14 protein-coding genes are annotated in these 18,340 nt (G+C 72.1%); 13 read left to right on the top strand and 1 reads right to left on the bottom strand.

Annotated features, from left to right (window positions below):
• Nucleotides 1-187: 187 nt before the first annotated feature.
• The 13 genes from rodA (at nucleotide 188) to ABT053_RS31435 (ending at nucleotide 16,995) form a co-directional block, all read left to right on the top strand.
• The gene (rodA, locus tag ABT053_RS31495; protein WP_350973918.1) at nucleotides 188-1,351 is read left to right on the top strand and encodes a rod shape-determining protein RodA; all 1,164 of its coding nucleotides are present in this window, start codon (nucleotides 188-190) and stop codon (nucleotides 1,349-1,351) included.
• A gap of 141 nt (nucleotides 1,352-1,492) precedes the next feature.
• A complete protein-coding gene (locus tag ABT053_RS31490; protein WP_350973916.1) occupies nucleotides 1,493-1,717 on the top strand; it encodes a hypothetical protein in 225 nt (74 codons plus the stop codon).
• 154 nt (nucleotides 1,718-1,871) lie between these two features.
• Nucleotides 1,872-3,305, top strand: a complete 1,434-nt coding sequence (locus tag ABT053_RS31485; RefSeq protein ID WP_350973915.1) for an NsdA family TPR-like regulatory protein — start codon at nucleotides 1,872-1,874, stop codon at nucleotides 3,303-3,305.
• Nucleotides 3,302-4,198, top strand: coding sequence for a phosphotransferase family protein (locus ABT053_RS31480; protein WP_350973913.1), 897 nt, complete (start codon nucleotides 3,302-3,304; stop codon nucleotides 4,196-4,198). The genes ABT053_RS31485 and ABT053_RS31480 overlap by 4 nt, the downstream gene beginning before the upstream one ends.
• Nucleotides 4,199-4,216: 18 nt before the next feature.
• Nucleotides 4,217-6,127: a TIGR03960 family B12-binding radical SAM protein gene (locus tag ABT053_RS31475; RefSeq protein WP_350973912.1), complete on the top strand. Its 1,911-nt coding sequence runs from the start codon at nucleotides 4,217-4,219 to the stop codon at nucleotides 6,125-6,127.
• Between the two features lie 103 nt (nucleotides 6,128-6,230).
• On the top strand, nucleotides 6,231-7,010 hold the full coding sequence (locus tag ABT053_RS31470) for a TIGR03936 family radical SAM-associated protein (RefSeq protein ID WP_350973911.1): 780 nt from the start codon (nucleotides 6,231-6,233) through the stop codon (nucleotides 7,008-7,010).
• A 97-nt stretch (nucleotides 7,011-7,107) separates the two neighbouring features.
• Nucleotides 7,108-10,023: an Rne/Rng family ribonuclease gene (locus tag ABT053_RS31465; RefSeq protein ID WP_350973909.1), complete on the top strand. Its 2,916-nt coding sequence runs from the start codon at nucleotides 7,108-7,110 to the stop codon at nucleotides 10,021-10,023.
• A gap of 210 nt (nucleotides 10,024-10,233) precedes the next feature.
• The gene (gene rplU / locus ABT053_RS31460; protein WP_030924785.1) at nucleotides 10,234-10,536 is read left to right on the top strand and encodes a 50S ribosomal protein L21; all 303 of its coding nucleotides are present in this window, start codon (nucleotides 10,234-10,236) and stop codon (nucleotides 10,534-10,536) included.
• A gap of 19 nt (nucleotides 10,537-10,555) precedes the next feature.
• On the top strand, nucleotides 10,556-10,813 hold the full coding sequence (rpmA, locus tag ABT053_RS31455; protein WP_030924780.1) for a 50S ribosomal protein L27: 258 nt from the start codon (nucleotides 10,556-10,558) through the stop codon (nucleotides 10,811-10,813).
• 117 nt (nucleotides 10,814-10,930) lie between these two features.
• Nucleotides 10,931-12,283 carry a GTPase ObgE gene (obgE, locus tag ABT053_RS31450; RefSeq protein ID WP_350973907.1) on the top strand — a complete coding sequence of 451 codons (1,353 nt, stop codon included), beginning with the start codon at nucleotides 10,931-10,933 and terminating at the stop codon, nucleotides 12,281-12,283.
• Nucleotides 12,284-12,396: 113 nt separating this feature from the next.
• Nucleotides 12,397-13,521 carry a glutamate 5-kinase gene (gene proB, locus ABT053_RS31445; RefSeq protein ID WP_350973905.1) on the top strand — a complete coding sequence of 375 codons (1,125 nt, stop codon included), beginning with the start codon at nucleotides 12,397-12,399 and terminating at the stop codon, nucleotides 13,519-13,521.
• Nucleotides 13,522-13,538: 17 nt separating this feature from the next.
• Nucleotides 13,539-14,828, top strand: a complete 1,290-nt coding sequence (locus ABT053_RS31440; RefSeq protein ID WP_350973903.1) for a glutamate-5-semialdehyde dehydrogenase — start codon at nucleotides 13,539-13,541, stop codon at nucleotides 14,826-14,828.
• A 181-nt stretch (nucleotides 14,829-15,009) separates the two neighbouring features.
• Nucleotides 15,010-16,995: a protein kinase domain-containing protein gene (locus ABT053_RS31435; protein WP_350973901.1), complete on the top strand. Its 1,986-nt coding sequence runs from the start codon at nucleotides 15,010-15,012 to the stop codon at nucleotides 16,993-16,995.
• Nucleotides 16,996-17,253: 258 nt separating this feature from the next.
• Here the strand turns inward: ABT053_RS31435 and ABT053_RS31430 are convergent, their stop codons facing one another.
• Complete coding sequence (locus ABT053_RS31430; RefSeq protein WP_502991901.1) at nucleotides 17,254-18,279, bottom strand: M48 family metallopeptidase; 1,026 nt, start codon at nucleotides 18,277-18,279, stop codon at nucleotides 17,254-17,256.
• Between the last annotated feature and the right edge of the window lie 61 nt (nucleotides 18,280-18,340).

Below are 18,340 nucleotides of genomic sequence, written 5' to 3'. Positions count from 1 at the left end.
CACTTACGGCTTCGATGACGCCGGTGGCAGTGGTGGCACCGGTGGTGACGGTGCCGGTGCCGGTGGCCGTACCGGGGGGGACGTCCGCGCGGGTGCCTTTCGTGGGCGCGCCCGTCTCGGTGTCCGGCTTGGTGTCCGCTACGGGGCTCGTGAGGGGGCCGGTGGTCACAGCCGCCGGGGAGGCGACGTGAACCGGGCGGCCGCGCCGCCGAGGGCGTCCCTGGCCGGCCGGACGGTGGCGGCCGCCTCCACGGTGGGCCGGATGGACGGGCTGATGCTGGTCGCGGTCGCCGCGCTGGCGGTGATTGGCACGATGCTGGTCTGGTCCTCGACCAGGACCTGGGCGGCCGGCTCCACGGGGCTGGTCAAGAAGCACATCCTCAACCTCGTCATCGGCGCCGTGCTGGCCGGTACGGCCGCGATGGTGGACCACCGGGCGCTGCGGGCCTTCACCCCGCTGATCTACGGCGCGACGCTGGTCGGGCTGATCCTGGTGATCACTCCGCTCGGCAGCACCGTGAACGGCGCCCACTCGTGGATCATGCTGGGCGGCGGTTTCGCGTTCCAGCCGTCGGAGTTCGCCAAGCTCGGCCTGGTGCTGATCCTCGCCATGCTGCTGGCCCAGCCCGCCAGGGGCACCAACAGGCCGCGCGGTTTCGACGTCGTGATCGCGCTGGTGGTGTCCATGTTCACCATGGGCCTGGTGATGCTCCAGCCCGACCTGGGCACCACGATGGTCATCGGGGTGATCACGGCCGGCACGATCGTCGTGGCGGGGGTCCGCAAGCGCTGGATCGCCGGGCTCACCCTCAGCGTGGTCGGCGCGGGGGCGGCCGCGTGGTTCCTCAATGTCCTGGAGCCGTACCAGATCGCCCGGTTCACCGCGTTCCTCAACCCGGCGAGCGATCCGCGCGGCGTCGGCTACAACAGCACGCAGTCGCTGATCGCGATCGGGTCGGGGGAGGTGTTCGGCAAGGGGCTGTTCGGGGGCGGCCAGACCACCGGGCGTTTCGTGCCCGAGCAGCACACCGACTTCATCTTCACGGTGGCGGGGGAGGAGTTCGGTTTCCTCGGCTCGGTCACCGTGGTGGCGCTGCTCGGGGTGATCCTGCTGCGGGGGGTGCGGATCGCGCGCGAGTGCGACGACCGGTTCGGCACGCTGGTGGCCGGTTCGATCGTGTGCTGGCTGGCCTTCCAGTCGTTCGTCAACATCGGGATGACCGTCGGGATCATGCCGATCACCGGTCTTCCCCTGCCGTTCGTCTCCTATGGCGGTACGGCCACGTTCGCCAATATGATCGCCTTCGGCCTGCTCCAGGCGATCCACATGCGCCGGCAGCCGTTCCAGTAGTCGTTCCGGCGCCTGTCCCCCCTGTGCCTTCGCCGACATGAGAGCGGCCCTCATGTCGCGAATCCCCGATTCTCACTGGCATGGCGTTCGTCAAGCGAACATTCTGGGAACGAAGACGAAACTCGCGATGACGGAGGAGCCGTGATCTCTGAGCTCGCCGAGCGGCAACGGGCACTCGAACTGTTACGGACCGCGTTCCCCGACTACCGGATCGTGTTCAGCAAGGGACGCTGGGCCGCGGTGTCGGCGGGCAGCCCGCCGGCGGTGTGGTTCGCCGAGACCCCGAGCAGCCTGTGCGGGCAGCTCTTCCAGGCGCAGCTCCGCAACGGCGGCACGGTCGTGCCCTTCCAGGGCGGCGATTCGTGACAGAGGCGCCGGCTCCCGGGGAATTACCCTCCGGCGGACTCCCCCGCCCGCCGGCCCTCGCTGCGCAAGTGATCCCCCCGAGTCCCACGAGTCCCACGAGTCCCCTGAGTCCCCTGAGTCCCCCGAAACCCCCAGAGCACCCCCGGGAGCGCCGATGACCCCGGTCTCACGCGGCGGCGACCGCGCCGCGCTGGCGTGCGCGACGATCATCCGTAACCGTACGCTGGCCGGGATCTCCGGGCCGCCGTCCGCCGCGGTCATCCAGCAGATGGTGGACGAGATCCACGTCTGCTGTCCCCAGCAGACCAGGTTCAAGTGCCGCAGGCTCGCCCACGGGTGGACCGTGGAGGAGGCCATCGACCACTTCCACGCCATGTGCGACAGGGAGGGGATCAAGCGGCGCGGGCTCAGCGAGCGCTCCTGGCGGGAGTGGGAGGCGGGGGCGAGGCCCGACCGCGACTACACGGACCTGCTGTGCAGGCTCTTCCAGACCGGTCCGGTGCAGCTCGGCTTCGCCCAGGACTACACCCCCGAGGAGCTGCGCTCGGCGCCGCCCGCCCCGCCGATCCTCGACGTGATCACGGTGGCGGCCGACGAGGCCGGCGCGCACGCCGAGCGGGCCGAGGAGAGCGAGCTGGGCGCCGGGGCGCTGGAGCGGCTGCGCACCCAGGTGATCTGGGTCGGCAGGCGCTACGTGTCCGAGGCCCCGCTGCCGCTCTTCGTGGAGATGCGCGAGCTGCAGGAGCGTACCCGCAGGGCGCTGGAGCGGCGCGTCCACCCCGGGCAGGCCAGGGAGCTGTACTTCCTCACCGGCGCGCTGTGCGGGCTGATGGCCAACGCCAGCATGGACATGGACCGCCGCGTCCCCGCCGACACCCTCGCCCGCGCCGCGTGGACGTACGGCAAGGTGGCCGGGCACGCGGAGCTGATGGGGTGGGCGCGCGGGATGCAGTCGTCGGTGGCGCTGTGGGACCGCCGCCACAATGACGCGGCCCGCTACGCGGAGGAGGGGCTGACCCACGTCCGCGCGGGCTCGGGGGCCACCCGCCTGCACATGCTGAGGGCCCGCTCGTACGCGCTCCTCGGGCGTCGCGGGGAGGCCTCCGAGGCGCTGCGCGAGGCGGCCGGCGCCCGCGGCGGGGGCCGGGGCGACGAGCTGCACGACGAGATCGCCGGGGAGTTCGCGTTCCACCCGGCGAAGGAGCGCTACTACGCGGCGGTCGCCCAGCTGCAGCTCGGCGCCTCCGCCCCGGCGATCGAGTCGGCGCGCGAGTCGCTGTCCCTGTACGCCTCGGGGGACCCGGAGAACCGCTCCTACGGATGTGAAGCCATGGCCAGCGCCCATCTGGCGATCGCCCACCTGATGGAGGGCGACACCTCGGGCGCCGAGGACGCCATGGCGCCGATCCTCGCGCTCCCGCCCGACCGGCGCATCGGCAGCCTGGGCGCCACCCTCGGCGCGAGCCGCGCGCTGCTGGCCTCACGTCCCGGCGGGGAGCAGATGGCCGGGCAGATCGAGGGTTTCTGCGCCGTGGGCCTGCCGCAGCGGGCCAGGAACGCGATCTCGGACGGGAGAAGTGGACGATGACCGTCACCGCGGAGGAACCCCTCCTCCCGCGCGCCGCCCTGGCGCTCGCCGAGTCGTGCCGCAGGACCGGGCTCGACACCGGGGGCGCGACGCTGATGCGCGACTTCGCCAACGCCGTTTACCACCTGGCGGGCGAGAAGGTCGTGGTGCGGCTGACGGAGGCGACCACGCCGGGCAGGTACGACCGGCTGGTGACCTCGATCCGGGTCACCCGATGGCTCGCCGAGCTGGGTTTCCCCGCCGTCAGGCCGCTGGAGATCAAGCAGCCGGTCGCCGCCGAGGGCTTCCTGGCGACGTTCTGGCACCACGAGGAGCACATCGGGCCGCTTCCCGACCCGGTGGAGCTGGGGCCGCTGCTGCGACGGCTGCACGACCTGCCGCCCGTGCCGTTCGACCTGCCGACCCACGACCCGTTCGGGGGGGTGCGCCGGGCGATCGGCGAGAGCGTCGCGCTGGACCGCGACGACCGCGACTGGCTGCTCGGCCGCTGCGAGGCGCTGGCCGAGGCCTACTACGAGCGGGTGGAGTTCGCCCTGCCGTACGGGCTCGTCCACGCGGACGCCCACCGGGGCAACCTGATCCGCACGAGCGGCGGTTTCCTGCTGTGCGACTGGGACGGGGTGTGCGCGGGGCCCAGGGAGATCGATCTGATCCCGACACTCCAGGGGGGCAGGTTCGGCCTGACCGAACGCCAGCGGGCCGATTTCAGCGAGGCCTACGGCTACGACGCGACCACCTGGGAGGGCTATCCGGTGCTGCGTGACATGCGCGAACTGCGTACTCTCACGGCCGTGCTGCGCAACGCGCACCGCGATCGCACCGCCCGTGAGGAGCTGCGCCACCGGCTCGACTCGCTGCGAGCGGGCGACGACCGCCTGTGGCACCCCCTGTAGGCGGATATTCTTGGTGCCATGTCTGTCGAGTCGCTGTTTCCCCGCCTGGAAGCGCTCCTGCCCAGGGTGCAGAAGCCGATCCAGTACGTCGGAGGTGAGCTCAACTCGACCGTCAAGGACTGGGACGAGACCACGGTCCGCTGGGCGCTGATGTATCCGGACGCCTACGAGGTCGGCCTGCCCAACCAGGGCGTCCAGATCCTCTACGAGATCCTCAACGAGCTGCCGGAGACGCTGGCCGAGCGGACCTACGCGGTCTGGCCCGACCTGGAGGCGCTCATGCGCTCCGAGGGCGTGCCCCAGTTCACGGTCGACGCGCACCGGCCCGTACGGGCCTTCGACGTGCTCGGGCTCTCCTTCTCCACCGAGCTCGGCTACACCAACATGCTGACCGCGCTGGATCTGGCGGGCATCCCGCTGGAGGCGGCCGACCGGGGCGAGGACGACCCGATCGTGCTGGCCGGCGGTCACGCGGCGTTCAACCCCGAGCCGATCGCCGACTTCCTCGACGCCGCCGTGCTGGGCGACGGGGAGCAGATCGCCATCGCGATCACCGAGGTCATCCGCGAGTGGAAGGCCGAGGGCAGGCCCGGCGGGCGCGACGGGCTGCTGATGCGGCTGGCCGAGTCCGGCGGGGTCTACGTGCCGAAGTTCTACGACGTCGACTACCACCCCGACGGCCGGATCCAGCGCGTCGCGCCCAACAGGTCGGGCGTGCCGTGGCGGATCCACAAGCACACCGTGATGGACCTGGACGAGTGGCCGTACCCGAAAAAGCCGCTGGTCCCGCTCGCCGAGACCGTGCACGAGCGGTTCAGCGTGGAGATCTTCCGCGGGTGCACCCGGGGGTGCCGGTTCTGCCAGGCCGGCATGATCACCCGTCCGGTGCGCGAGCGTTCGATCACCACGATCGGCGACATGGTCGAGGCGGGCGTCAAGGCGTCCGGTTTCAACGAGGTCGGACTGCTGTCGCTCTCCTCGGCCGACCACTCCGAGATCGGCGAGGTCGCCAAGGGGCTGGCGGACCGTTACGAGGGCACCAACACCTCCCTGTCGCTGCCCTCGACCCGGGTCGACGCCTTCAACATCGACCTGGCCAACGAGTTCTCCCGCAACGGGCGCCGCTCCGGCCTGACGTTCGCCCCCGAGGGGGGTTCCGAGCGGATGCGCAAGGTGATCAACAAGATGGTCACCGAGGAAGACCTGATCAGGACCGTCAGCACCGCCTACACCCAGGGCTGGCGGCAGGTGAAGCTCTACTTCATGTGCGGCCTGCCCACCGAGGAGGACGCCGACGTCCAGGGCATCGCCGACCTCGCCAAGAAGGTCATCAAGGCGGGCCGCGAGGCCACCGGGTCGCGCGACGTGCGCTGCACGGTCTCCATCGGCGGGTTCGTGCCCAAGCCGCACACCCCGTTCCAGTGGGCCGGTCAGGCCGACCACGAGACGGTCGACCGCAGGCTCAGGGCACTGAAGGAGGCCCTGCGGGGCGACCGTGACTACGGCCGCGCCATCGGCCTGCGCTACCACGACGGCAAGCCCTCGATCGTGGAGGGCCTGCTCTCCCGGGGCGACCGCAGGGTCGGCGAGGTCATCCGCGCGGTTTGGGCGGGCGGCGGCCGGTTCGACGGCTGGAGCGAGCACTTCTCCTACCAGCGCTGGATGGACGCCGCCGCCGAGGTCGGCGTCGACGTCGACTGGTACACCACGCGCGAGCGCGAGGAGAACGAGGTCCTGCCCTGGGACCACCTCGACGCCGGTCTCGACCGCGAGTGGCTCTGGCAGGACTGGCAGGACGCGGTCAACGACGTCGAGGTCGAGGACTGCAGATGGACCCCGTGTTACGACTGCGGCGTCTGCCCCACGATGGGGACCGAGATCCAGATCGGGCCCACCGGGAAGAAGCTGCTGCCACTGACGGTTGTCTGAGGTGGGCGGTGCGTGAGCGCCGCCTCCCCGGAAACGACGACCACGACTTGGGAAGGACGACACCACCCTGAAACCCGCTCCCGACGGGCCGCCGCCCGCGCCCGTGGTGCAGCGCCTGCGCGCGCGCTACGCCAAGCGCGGCCGCCTGCGCTTCACCAGTCACCGCGACATCACCCGGGCCCTCGAAAGGGCGGTCCGGAGAGCCGACGTCCCGGTGGCGTTCAGCGCGGGCTTCTCGCCCCACCCGAAGATCTCCTACGTGGGAGCGGCCGCCCCCACCGGGGTCGCCAGCGAGGCCGAGTACTTCGAGATCAGCGTGACGCGCGAGTGTGACCCGGAGCGGCTGCGAGCCGCCCTGGACGCCTCGCTGCCGCCCGGTCTCGACGTGCTCGACGTCGTCGAGGCGGGCTCCGCGAGCCTGGCCGACCGGATGGAGTGCTCGGCGTGGGAGCTGCGGCTGCCGGGAGCCGATCTCGCCCTCGCCGAGGCCGCGGCCGGGAAGTTCCTCGCCACGGACCACGTCGAGGTCGAACGCCTTACGAAGAAGGGGATGCGACGCTTCGACGCACGTGAAGCGGTGCTGAGCCTCAGGGTATTTGAGGGAACCGAGACAACAGCAGGTCAGGCGTCCAGTCAGCCATGTGTCATACTTCGCATGGTTGTACGGCACGAAACTCCTGCCGTTCGACCCGACGACGTTCTCACTGGACTGCGTCTTGTGGCTGACTTCGCGCCGCCGGTGCCCCCCGAGGTAACCAGGCTGGCGCAGGGCCCGCTGGACGTTCACACCGGTGAGCCCGCCGATCCGTTCGGCCTGGACCGCGACATCACGCGCGGCGGCGAAGCGGAACCGGTGGGCAGGCACGTCGGCGGCGACATATAGGACTTGGCGCCGGGCCCCAGGCCTGGCGGACAGTGAGAGACGAGAGCTCCCGCGCGGCGCGGAGACGCGCCCGGGAGCTGAACGGGAGAGCGCCCGCATGCTCGACAACGAGCCCAACGCCGGGGTCAACAGCCCTGGCGGGGATACGACAACAGAAGACACCCGGCCACCGGTGACCCGGCGCAGGGCCGCGAGCCGGCCCGCCGGACCCCCGCCGGAGCCGCCGGAGCCGGCCCCCGCGGTCACAGCCCCTGTGACCTCCGCGGCACCCACGGCCTCCCCTGCCTCCACGGTTTCCCCGGCCTCCCCGGCTTCCGCCGTGGAGCCTCCGGCCGGAGCGCCGGAGCCCGAGGCGGAGCCGGTCGCAGAGGCCGCCGCGGAGCCCGCCCCGGCTCCCAAGCGCGCCAGCAGGCGCAAGACGGCCGTGGCCGACGGCGCCCCCACCACCACGCGGCGTAGCCGTGCGAAGAAGCCGGTCGCCGAGCCGGCCGAGGCGGAGGCCGAGACCGTGGCGCCCGCGGAGGCCGCGACTCCCGTGGCTCCCGCGGCTCCCGCGGTGGTCTCCCCGGCGGCGCCCGTCGTGCCGGACCCCTTCGCCGTCCCCCAGCCTTTCGCCGCGCCCGAGCCCGAGCGCGTGGCCGTGCCCGAGAGTGGAGCCGAGCCGGCGTCCCAGGAGGCGCCCGCCGCTCCCGCCAAGCGCACCCGTACGCGCAAGAAGGCCGCCCCGCGCGAGGCGCCGCCGGTCGAGGCCGAGCCGAGCGTCCCCGAGGTGTCCTCCGCCGAGGCCGCCGACGCCGAGGAGATCGCGGCGGAGCTGCTGCCCGCCGAGGAGCCGCTCGACGACGAGCCCGCGGGCGAGGACATCGTCGAGGAGCGGCCCGTCCTGTTCGCCGACCCCTTCGGGCTGGCCGGCCAGGAACGTTCCGAGGTGCCCTCGGTGACCTTCCAGGCGCCCGCCGCGGTGTTCCAGCCGCTGTTCCAGGCCCCCGACCCGCAGCGGGCCGCTCAGCCCGCCGCGCAGGAGCCCGAGCCCGCCGAGCAGAAGGCCGACAGGGCCGACCGGGCCGACCGCGCGGACAAGATCGACCGGGCCGAGAAGGCCGAGCTCGCCGAGGAGGTCGAGGACGACGACTCCGACGGCGACGACGACGCCAGCGGTCGCCGGCGTCGGCGCCGCAGGGGCGGCCGGGGCCGCGGCAAGGCGCGCGACCTCGACGAGGCCGAGGAGACCGAGGCCGAGCAGGACGACGAGGAGCGGCCGGAGGCCGAGCAGGACGACGACTCCGAGAGCGGCAGCTCGCGCCGTCGCCGTCGCAGGCGCCGCAGGGGCACGGACGAGCCCGGCGACGTCCCGGACGACCCGCCGAACACGGTGGTGCGCATCCGCGCGCCGCGCGCCGGGCGCAGCACCTCGGTGGACGAGGTGCAGAGCGTGCGCGGCTCGACCCGCCTGGAGGCCAAGAAGCAGCGCCGCCGCGAGGGCCGCGAGCTCGGCCGCAGGCGTCCGCCGATCATCACCGAGTCGGAGTTCCTCGCCCGCAGGGAGTCCGTCGAGCGCATGATGGTGGTCCGCCGCACCGGCGGGCGCACCCAGATCGCGGTGCTGGAGGACGGCGTCCTCGTCGAGCACTACGTCAACCGCGAGGCGAGCCAGTCGTACGTGGGCAACGTCTACCTCGGCAAGGTGCAGAACGTCCTGCCGAGCATGGAGGCGGCGTTCGTCGACATCGGCAAGGGCCGCAACGCGGTCCTGTACGCCGGTGAGGTCAACTTCGACACCGCCGGGCTGGAGGGACAGCCCAAGCGGATCGAGGTGGCGCTGAAGTCGGGCCAGTCGGTGCTGGTGCAGGTCACCAAGGACCCGATGGGCCACAAGGGCGCCCGCCTGACGAGCCAGATCAGCCTGCCGGGCCGCTACCTGGTCTACGTGCCCGACGGCTCGATGACCGGCATCAGCCGCAAGCTCCCCGACAAGGAGCGCACCCGTCTCAAGAGCATCCTGAAGAAGGTCATGCCGGAGAACGCGGGGGTCATCGTCCGTACGGCCGCCGAGGGCGCGTCGGAGGACGAGCTGGCCCGCGACGTGGCGCGGCTGTCGGCGCAGTGGGAGAACATCCAGCGCAAGGCCAAGTCGGCGAGCGCGCCCGAGCTGCTCTCCTCCGAGCCCGACCTGACCGTCCGGGTGGTCCGCGACGTGTTCAACGAGGACTTCGCCTCGCTGGTCGTCGCGGGCGACGTGTGGGAGACGGTCGACGAGTACGTCCGCTACGTCGCCCCGCACCTGGCCGACCGCCTCAGCAGGTGGGAGGAGGGCGGCGACGTCTTCGCCGCGTACCGGATCGACGAGCAGATCGCCAAGGCGATGGAGCGCAAGGTCTGGCTGCCCAGCGGCGGCTCGCTGGTGATCGACAGGACCGAGGCCATGACCGTGGTCGACGTCAACACCGGCAAGTTCACCGGCCAGGGCGGCAACCTGGAGGAGACCGTCACCCGCAACAACCTGGAGGCGGCTGAGGAGATCGTCCGCCAGCTCAGGTTGCGCGACATCGGCGGCATCATCGTGATCGACTTCATCGACATGGTGCTGGAGAACAACCGCGACCTGGTGCTGCGGCGGCTGCTGGAGTGCCTGGCCCGCGACCGCACCAAGCACCAGGTGGCCGAGGTGACCTCGCTGGGCCTGGTCCAGATGACACGCAAGCGGGTCGGCCAGGGCCTCCTGGAGGCCTTCTCGACCACCTGCGAGTGCTGCAACGGCCGGGGCCTGCACGTCTCGTCCGAGCCGGTGGAGGGCAAGCCCGAGCCGCGCGGCACCCAGGGCAAGATGGCCGTGGAGAAGGCCGTCGCGGAGAAGCTCGGCAAGGACGGTAACCACGCGGTGGCGGCCGGTGACCAGTCCGGCCGTGATACGGTGACCGATGCGCTTGACGGCGTCCAGCACGAGGACGGTCAGGCAGCGCAGGCTTCTGGCCGGGGGCGGAGACGCTCCCGCAAGGCCAGGCCGGCCGACTAGACCCCCGTCCCAGCACAGGGACGGGGCCGAAGGCCGGCACCCCCGACGTTCCGCCCGGTTCGACCAGGACACCGTCAATCCGGTACTCTGGTGAACCGGTGCGCTCATGGCGCGCCCTGTTCGCGCGCCTACCCGGTACGTCATCAATGACCACAGCCGGATGCGGGGCGCAGCATCCAGCGAGCAAGCAGTCAGAAGAAGGGTTCCGCGGTGTACGCGATCGTTCGTTGCGGCGGCAGGCAGCAGAAGGTCTCCGTCGGTGACGTCCTTGAAGTGGACAAGGTCGCCGGCGAGGTCGGTTCCACGGTTTCGCTGCCGACGGTCCTCGTCGTCAACGACGGCGACGTGACCACCGAGGCGGGCAAGTTCACGGTTGCCGCCGAGATTCTCGGTGAGACCAAGGGTCCGAAGATCCGGATTCTGAAGTACAAGAACAAGTCGGGGTACAAGAAGCGCCAGGGTCACCGCCAGCGGTACACCCAGGTGAAGATCACCGGCATCGACCAGGCCTGAGTTTCGGGAGTTTTGCGAGATGGCACACAAGAAGGGCGCGTCGTCCACTCGGAACGGCCGCGACTCCAACGCCCAGCGGCTCGGTGTGAAGCGCTTCGGCGGTCAGCTGGTCAACGCCGGCGAGATCATCGTCCGTCAGCGCGGCACCCACTTCCACCCCGGCGACAACGTCGGCCGTGGCAGTGACGACACGCTGTTCGCGCTGGCCGCGGGCCACGTTCTGTTCGGTGTCAAGCGTGGGCGCCGCGCGGTGAGCATCGTCCCGGTCGCGGAGTAGATTCGCGCCGACAGACGTTGACGGCAGGGGTGGATCGCATTCAGCGGTCCACCCCTGTTCGCGTTTTCAACAGAGGTTCCCGCAGAGGTTCCCGCAGATAGAGGTAGGAAAGTAGACATGCCGGACTTTGTGGACCAGGTGGTCCTGCACATCAAGGCCGGTGACGGGGGAAACGGCTGCGCCTCTGTCCATCGGGAGAAGTTCAAGCCGCTGGGTGGCCCCGATGGGGGCAACGGCGGCCGGGGCGGTGACGTGATCCTGGAGGTCGACGCCAACACGGCGACCCTCCTGGAGTACCACCGCCGCCCGCACCGCAAGGCCGACAACGGCAAGCAGGGGCAGGGCGCCAACCGCGACGGCGCCAACGGCGGCGACATCATCATCCCGGTGCCCGACGGCACCGTGGTCAAGAACGCCGGCACCGGCGAGGTCCTGATCGACCTGATCGGAGCGGGCACCCGCTACGTGATCGCCGAGGGCGGGCACGGCGGGCTCGGCAACGCCGCCCTCGCCTCCGCCAAGCGCAAGGCCCCCGGCTTCGCGCTGCTCGGCGAGCCCGGCGACGAGATCGACGTCATGCTGGAGATGAAGAGCGTCGCCGACGTGGCGCTCGTCGGCTTCCCCAGCGCGGGCAAGTCCTCCCTGATCGCCGCGCTCTCCGCGGCCCGCCCGAAGATCGCCGACTACCCGTTCACCACCCTGGTCCCCAACCTCGGGGTGGTCACCGCGGGCGAGACCGTTTTCACCGTCGCCGACGTGCCCGGCCTCATCCCCGGCGCCTCGCAGGGCAAGGGCCTGGGGCACGAGTTCCTGCGCCACGTCGAGCGCTGCAACACGCTCGTGCACGTGATCGACTGCGCCACGATGGAGCCGGGCCGCGACCCGATCAGCGACTACGAGGCCATCGAGGCCGAGCTGGCCGCGTACGGCAAGCTGGAGGACCGGCCGCGCCTGGCGGTGCTCAACAAGTCCGACGTGCCCGACGCCCGCGACCTGTCCGACATCGTGGGGCCGATGCTGCGGGAGCGGGGCCTGCGGGTCTTCACGATCTCCGCGGCCACCCACGACGGGCTCAAGGAGCTCACCTACGCGATGGGGGAGATGGTCGCCGCCGCGCGGGCCGCCGCTCCCGTCCTGGAGCCGACGCGTCTGGTCATCAGGCCCAAGCAGCACGGCGACACGGGATTCGCGGTCCGCAGGGTCGACGAGCGCACCTTCCAGGTCACCGGGGTCAAGCCGGAGCGGTGGATCCGCCAGACCGACTTCACCAACGACGAGGCCGTGGGCTATCTGGCCGACCGGCTGGAGCGGCTCGGTGTCGAGGAGGAGCTCACCAAGGCCGGGGCGAAGGCCGGGGCCGAGGTGATCATCGGTTCCATGGAGAGCGGCTACATCTTCGACTGGCAGCCGACGCTCAACGCCGAGGCCGTGCGCCAGGGGCCGCGCGGCTCCGACAACCGGCTCGGCTAGCGGGGGTCGTCCCGGCGGTGCCGTCCGGGGTCCGCCCCGGCGGTTCGAGCGGCCCGGGCGGGCGGCTCGGATAACCTGATCTTCCAAGTGATCATCTTTGAGAGGTGCGTGTCGTGGACTCTGCGCGCGAACGGATCCGTACGGCTTCACGCCTCGTCGTGAAGGTGGGTTCGTCCTCGCTCACCACCCCGCAGGGAATGATCGACGTCGACCGGGTCGACGCCCTGGTCGACGTGCTCGGCGCCCGGCGGAAGGCGGGCACCCAGATCGTGCTGGTCTCCTCGGGGGCGATCGCGGCGGGCCTCGGCCCGCTGGGGCTGCCCGCCAGGCCGCGCGACCTCGCCACCCAGCAGGCCGCCGCCTCGGTCGGCCAGGGCGTGCTGGTGGCCCGCTACACCTCCTCCTTCGCCCGGTACGGCCTGCGGGTCGGCCAGGTGCTGCTCACCGCCGACGACATGATGCGCCGCTCGCACCACGTCAACGCCGAGCGCACGCTGGCCCGGCTGCTGGAGCTGGGCATCGTCCCGGTGGTCAACGAGAACGACACCGTGGCCACCGACGAGATCCGCTTCGGCGACAACGACCGGCTCGCCGCGCTGGTCGCCCACCTGACCCGGGCCGACGCGCTGGTGCTGCTGTCGGACGTGGACGCCCTCTACGACGGCGATCCCCGCCGCCCCGGCGCCCGCAGGCTCGCCGACGTACGCGGGCCCGAGGACCTCGTCGGGGTCGAGCTCGGCAAGGGCGGCGCGGTCGGCACCGGGGGCATGGTCACCAAGGTCCAGGCCGCCAAGATCGCCACGGGGGCGGGGGTGCCCGTGGTGCTCACCGCCGCCGCGCACGCCGCCCAGGCCCTCGCGGGGGTCGACGTCGGCACCTACTTCCACCCCGGCGGGCGCCACCCGGGCACCCGCCTGCTCTGGCTCGCCCACGCCACCACCGGCCGCGGCCGTCTCCACCTGGACCCGGGCGCCGTCGAGGCGGTGGTGAGCCGCCGCAAGTCGCTGCTCCCGGCCGGGGTCACCTCCGTCGAGGGCGAGTTCGCGGCGGGCGACCCGGTGGACCTGTGCGGGCCGCTCGGCCGGGTGGTCGCGCGCGGCCTGGTCAACTTCGACGCGGGGGAGATCCCCGAGCTGCTCGGCCGCTCCACCCGGGAGCTGGCGGCCAGCCTCGGGCCGGAGTACGAGCGAGAGCTGATCCACCGCGACGACATCGTCATACTGGAATCCCACAACTAGTTCTTTTGGAGCGCGAGATGTCCGAGGACTTCCTGAAGGTTGCCCTGGCGGCGAAAGAGGCCGCCGCCGAGCTGGCCCCGCTGCCGAGGGCGCCGAAGGACGCCGCGCTCCGCGTGATGGCCGACGCGCTCGTGGCCGCGTCCGCCGAGATCGTCGCGGCCAACGCGCTCGACGTGGAGCGGGCCAAGGAGAGCGGGATCTCCGAGTACATGATCGACCGGCTCCGTCTCGACGAGGCCAGGATCGAGGCGATCGCCGAGGCGGTCCGCCAGGTCGCCGATCTTCCCGACCCCGTCGGCGAGGTGATCCGCGGCAACACGCTGCCCAACGGGCTGGAGCTGCGTCAGCTCCGGGTCCCGCTCGGCGTGATCGGCATCGTCTACGAGGGCCGCCCCAACGTGACCGTCGACGCCGCGGCGCTCTGCCTCAAGAGCGGCAACGCCACCCTGCTGCGCGGCTCGTCCAGCGCGTACGAGTCCAACACCGTCCTCGTCAGGATCATGCAGGAGGCGCTGGCGGGCACCCAGGTGCCCGCCGGGGCCGTCCAGCTGGTCCCCGGGCAGAGCCGCGACTCGGTCAAGGAGCTCATGCGGGCCCGCGGCCTGGTCGACGTGCTGATCCCGCGCGGCGGCGCCTCGCTGATCAACTCGGTGGTGGAGGAGTCCACCGTCCCGGTGATCGAGACCGGCGTGGGCAACTGCCACGTCTACGTCGACGCCGACGCCGACCAGGACCTCGCGATCCAGATCCTGGTCAACTCCAAGGTCCAGCGGCCCTCGGTATGCAACTCGGCCGAGACGCTCCTGGTGCACGCGGCCGTGGCCGACACCTTCGTGCCGCGCGCGCTGGCCGCGCTGGCGGCGGAGGGCGTCACGGTGCACGGTGACGCGCGCGTCGCGGCGTACGGCGACGTGGTGCCCGCCGAGGAGGAGGACTTCCGGGTGGAGTACCTCTCGCTCGACATCGCCGCCGCCGTGGTCGACTCGCTGGAGGACGCGGTGGCGCACATCAGGAAGTACGGCTCGGCCCACACCGACGCGATCGTCACGCGCTCGGTGAGCGCCTCCCGCAGGTTCGTCGCGCTGGTCGACTCCGCGGCCGTGGCGGTCAACGCCTCGACCCGGTTCACCGACGGCGGGGAGTTCGGCTTCGGCGCGGAGATCGGCATCTCCACCCAGAAGCTGCACGCGCGCGGTCCCATGGGCCTGCCGGAGCTGACCTCAACGAAGTGGGTCTACACCGGCGAGGGCCACCTGCGCACGGCCGAGGGCACGGTCCTCGCCTCGCCCGAGGCGGCCGCCCGCTAGTGCCCGATGGGGCGTCCGGCGCTCCTGGAAAGATCCGGGAGCCCGGCGTGCCGTCGGGAAAACGTCACACTCGCCCGCTATGGTGTGGTCTCCTATGGCTGGAGAGCAGGGAAGCGAGCGGGAGTGAGCGACCCGATAGGCGCAGCGGTCCCTGACCCATGTGGCCGACGCAGGAGGTCACGTGGGTCGTCTCGGGCGGGTCGGTCCCTACACGTTGCTGGAACGTCTCGGACGTGGGGGAATGGGCGAGGTCTACCTCGCCTCCAGCCGCCGGGGTGACAACGTCGCGCTCAAGGTGCTCCACGACGTCCACGACGCCGGCTCCGAGGCCCGGGTCCGCCTGGAGCGGGAGGTCCGCGCCCTCCGCAGGGTGGAGAGCCCCTACGTCGCCCGCGTCGTCGACGCCGATCTCGACGGTGACCGGCCCTACCTGGTCATGGAGCACATCGAGGGGGACACCCTCCTGGAGCGGGTGCGCCGCACCGGTCCCCTGGAGGGGGCCGGCCTGCTCAGCGTCGCGCAGGGGCTCGCCGTCGCCCTGTCGATCATCCACGCGGCCGGGGTCGTGCACCGCGACCTCAAACCGGCCAACGTGGTGGTCGGGGGGGACGACGAGCCCGTCCTCATCGACTTCGGCATCGCCCACGTCCTGGACGCCACCCGGCTCACCCTGACCGGCACCTTCCTGGGCACCCCCGGCTACGCCGCCCCCGAGCTGTTCGCCGACGAGCACGTGGGCGAGCCCGCCGACGTGCACGCCTGGGCGGCCACCGTGGCCTTCGCCGCGACCGGCCGCCCCACCTTCGGCGGGGGCACCGTCGAGGCGCAGATGTACGCGATCCTCAACGGCCAGGCCGACCTGGAGGGGGTCCCGGCCGCCCTGCTGCCCCTGATCCGCGCCGCCCTCCACCGCGAGCCGGCCAAGCGTCCCACCGCGGCGCTCCTCACCGGCCGCCTGGGCCGGCTGGCGCGGGTGATCCCGGCGGAGGCGGGGGCGAGGTCGGGGTCGGGGTCGGGGTCGGCCAGGAAGCCGTCCGTCCCGGCGGGCGAGAAGCCCGGCCCGGCCGGTTCGGCCGGCTCCGGCAGGAAGCAGGAGGGCCGTTCCAAGTCCGCCGCCAAGGGTGAGGATCCCGCCAGGGGCGGCAGGGCGGCCAGGGCGGAGAACGGCAGGGGAAGGCCGCCCGTCCCGGCGGACGGCGCGGCGCGGGCGTCCCGGCTCCCGGCCGGTGCGGACGGCACGCCACGCGGCGGGCGGGCGGTGCCCTCCGGTGAGGCGTCCCGCGTGGCGCGGGCGCTCCCGGCGGGTGAGACGTCCCGCGCCGGACGACCGGCCTCCGCGGTCGGTGAGACGTCCCGCGCTGGACGACCGGCCTCCGCGGTCGGTGAGACGTCCCGTGGCGGGCGTCCGGCCTCCGCGGTCGGAGAGGCGTCCCGTGGCGGGCGATCGGCCGCCGCGACGGGCGAGGCGGCCCGCGGTGGACGTACGGCCGCCGCGACCGGTGAGGTGTCCAGGACCGGGCGGGCGCCCTCGGCCGGTGAGACGTCGCGCGGCGGGCGTCCGGCCGCCGCGGCCAGGACCGTCCGGCGCCAGGCGGGCAAGGGGCGGGGCGGCGCGGCCGGGGAGCCCCGGGACGCGGGCCGGGCCGGGCCGCTGCCAGCGGGCAACGCGGCGCTGCTCCTGCTGGCTGTCCTGGCCGTCCCATGTGTCGTGGCCACGGCCATCTGGCCGGCGGCAACCTTCGCCGTCACCGGGGTGTTCGCCACGCTCGCCCGTGCGCTGTGGGCCGGTCACTGGCTGGTCAGGAAGCGCAAGTCGGCCAGGACCCGGGCGATCCTGCGGGTGCTGGGCTTCCCGCTGACCTTCGTCGTCTCGCTGCTGACCGCCCTCGTGTGGCCGGGGCTGCCGGCGGCGGCCCTCGCCGGGTGCGCGCTCTGGCTCACCCTGGGCGGCTCGCTGCCGCCCGACTGGTGGACGCATCCCGCCCCGGTCGCCGTCGCCGGCGTCGTGTTCGGCGTCGTCTGCGGGGGCGTCCTCGGCCGGGAGATCGAGCGGATCGGCACCGAGCTCGTCGAGCTCCGCAAGGAGGGGCTGCGCGCGCTGGCCGTGCTGGGCGGGTTCGTCGCCCTGTGCTCCGCGGCCGTGCGGGCGATCGCCCTCCTCGTGTAGGCGCTCTCGGAGGCTAGGTACGGCGATCTTGGTGTCGCGGGAGGCCGGGTCGTTCTCGCGGGGCGCGAGGAGTTCTCGCGGGGCGCGAGGAGTTCTCACGGGGTACGACGAATTCTCGCGGGGCGCGAGGAATTCTCATCGGGCACGATGGCGAAAACAGTGCCGCTCACGGGTGGCCCGTACGGAAAGGCCTACGGGTGAGCTGAACGAGAAAGGGCCCGGGAGCAGTTGCCCGGACCCTTTTGGGAGAACTCTCCGTCAATTTCCATCGCGGCGGGAGAAGCGGTTGAAAATGCGCTCCCCGGCGTTGACGGCGCCTTCGGCCACGTCGCGCAGGACGCCGATGAACGGGTCCTGGGACTGCGACCAGGAGTCACGGTAGGAGCGGGCGGCGGCCCTGACCTCCTCGGAGATCTTCGCGTTGGCGTCGTCTGCGCGGCGGGGGTATTCGCCCGCGATGATCGTGTCGTACTCGCCGCCTCGGCGCCACTTGTCGAGCTCGGCGACCCGGGAGACGGCGAACGGGTGGGTGGTGCCCAGCAGGTTGAGGACCTTGAGCAGGCCGTCGCGGACGTCGCCCGCGGTGTCGTACTCCCGGGCCTGGTCGAGGAAGGCCTCGATGTTCATCTCGTGCAGGCGCGAGCCGCCGGCGAGCTTCATCAGGGCGCGCAGGGCCGCGTCGGCGTCCTGGCCGCAGAGCAGGCCGCCACGGTCGGCGGAGAGCTCGGACTTGCGGTGCCACTCCTCCAGACCGGCCACGATCGCGCGCAGGCCGATGTAGCCGAGCGGGATCCAGGCCACACGGGTGGCCAGCCGGGTCAGGATGTCGAGCATGGTGCGGTAGACCGCGTGGCCCGACAGGATGTGGGCGGTCTCGTGGCCGATGACGAAGCGCTGCTCCTCCTCGTCCATCAGGTCGAGGAGGCCGGTCGTGACGACGATGAACGGGTCGTCGAAGCCGATCGCCTTCGCCTGCACCAGCGGGCTCTGCTGCACGTAGACCTCGGGAATGCGGTGGAGGTCGAGCGTGTAGGCCGCGTCGCGGCCCATGTCGTGCAGGGCTCGGAACTGGGTGTCGCTGGTCCGCACGGCCGAGGCGAGGTAGATCAGGCGCAGGCGGCGCTCGCTGACCAGGCCGGACATCTGCTTGAGCACCGTGTCGAACCCGCTGAGCGACCGGAGGGCGACCAGCGCGGACCGATCGGCAGGATGTTCGTAGGCGCGCGAGCTGATGCCGGGAAGCTGCACGCGATTGCGATCCGGGATGGTGGTCATGTCCGGCATGCTACGTCGGGTATGCCTGCCCCGCGCGGGGGGTGGTTAAAACCTGTGTACGGCTTGCACG

Source organism: Streptosporangium sp. NPDC002524, assembly GCF_040295985.1.
Classification (GTDB): domain Bacteria; phylum Actinomycetota; class Actinomycetes; order Streptosporangiales; family Streptosporangiaceae; genus Streptosporangium.
Note: the sequence above shows the minus strand (reverse complement) of the source record. Positions and strands in the feature narration are given on the sequence as shown.

What these genes read in the sequence shown, in the direction of transcription:
- rpmA (WP_030924780.1), top strand. Translation starts at nt 10,556, where the DNA reads ATGGCACACAAGAAGGGCGCGTCGTCCACTCGGAACGGCCGCGACTCC.
- ABT053_RS31440 (WP_350973903.1), top strand. Translation starts at nt 13,539, where the DNA reads ATGTCCGAGGACTTCCTGAAGGTTGCCCTGGCGGCGAAAGAGGCCGCC.
- ABT053_RS31485 (WP_350973915.1), top strand. Translation starts at nt 1,872, where the DNA reads ATGACCCCGGTCTCACGCGGCGGCGACCGCGCCGCGCTGGCGTGCGCG.
- ABT053_RS31480 (WP_350973913.1), top strand. Translation starts at nt 3,302, where the DNA reads ATGACCGTCACCGCGGAGGAACCCCTCCTCCCGCGCGCCGCCCTGGCG.
- ABT053_RS31475 (WP_350973912.1), top strand. Translation starts at nt 4,217, where the DNA reads ATGTCTGTCGAGTCGCTGTTTCCCCGCCTGGAAGCGCTCCTGCCCAGG.
- ABT053_RS31465 (WP_350973909.1), top strand. Translation starts at nt 7,108, where the DNA reads ATGCTCGACAACGAGCCCAACGCCGGGGTCAACAGCCCTGGCGGGGAT.
- obgE (WP_350973907.1), top strand. Translation starts at nt 10,931, where the DNA reads ATGCCGGACTTTGTGGACCAGGTGGTCCTGCACATCAAGGCCGGTGAC.
- ABT053_RS31430 (WP_502991901.1), bottom strand. Translation starts at nt 18,279, where the DNA reads ATGCCGGACATGACCACCATCCCGGATCGCAATCGCGTGCAGCTTCCC.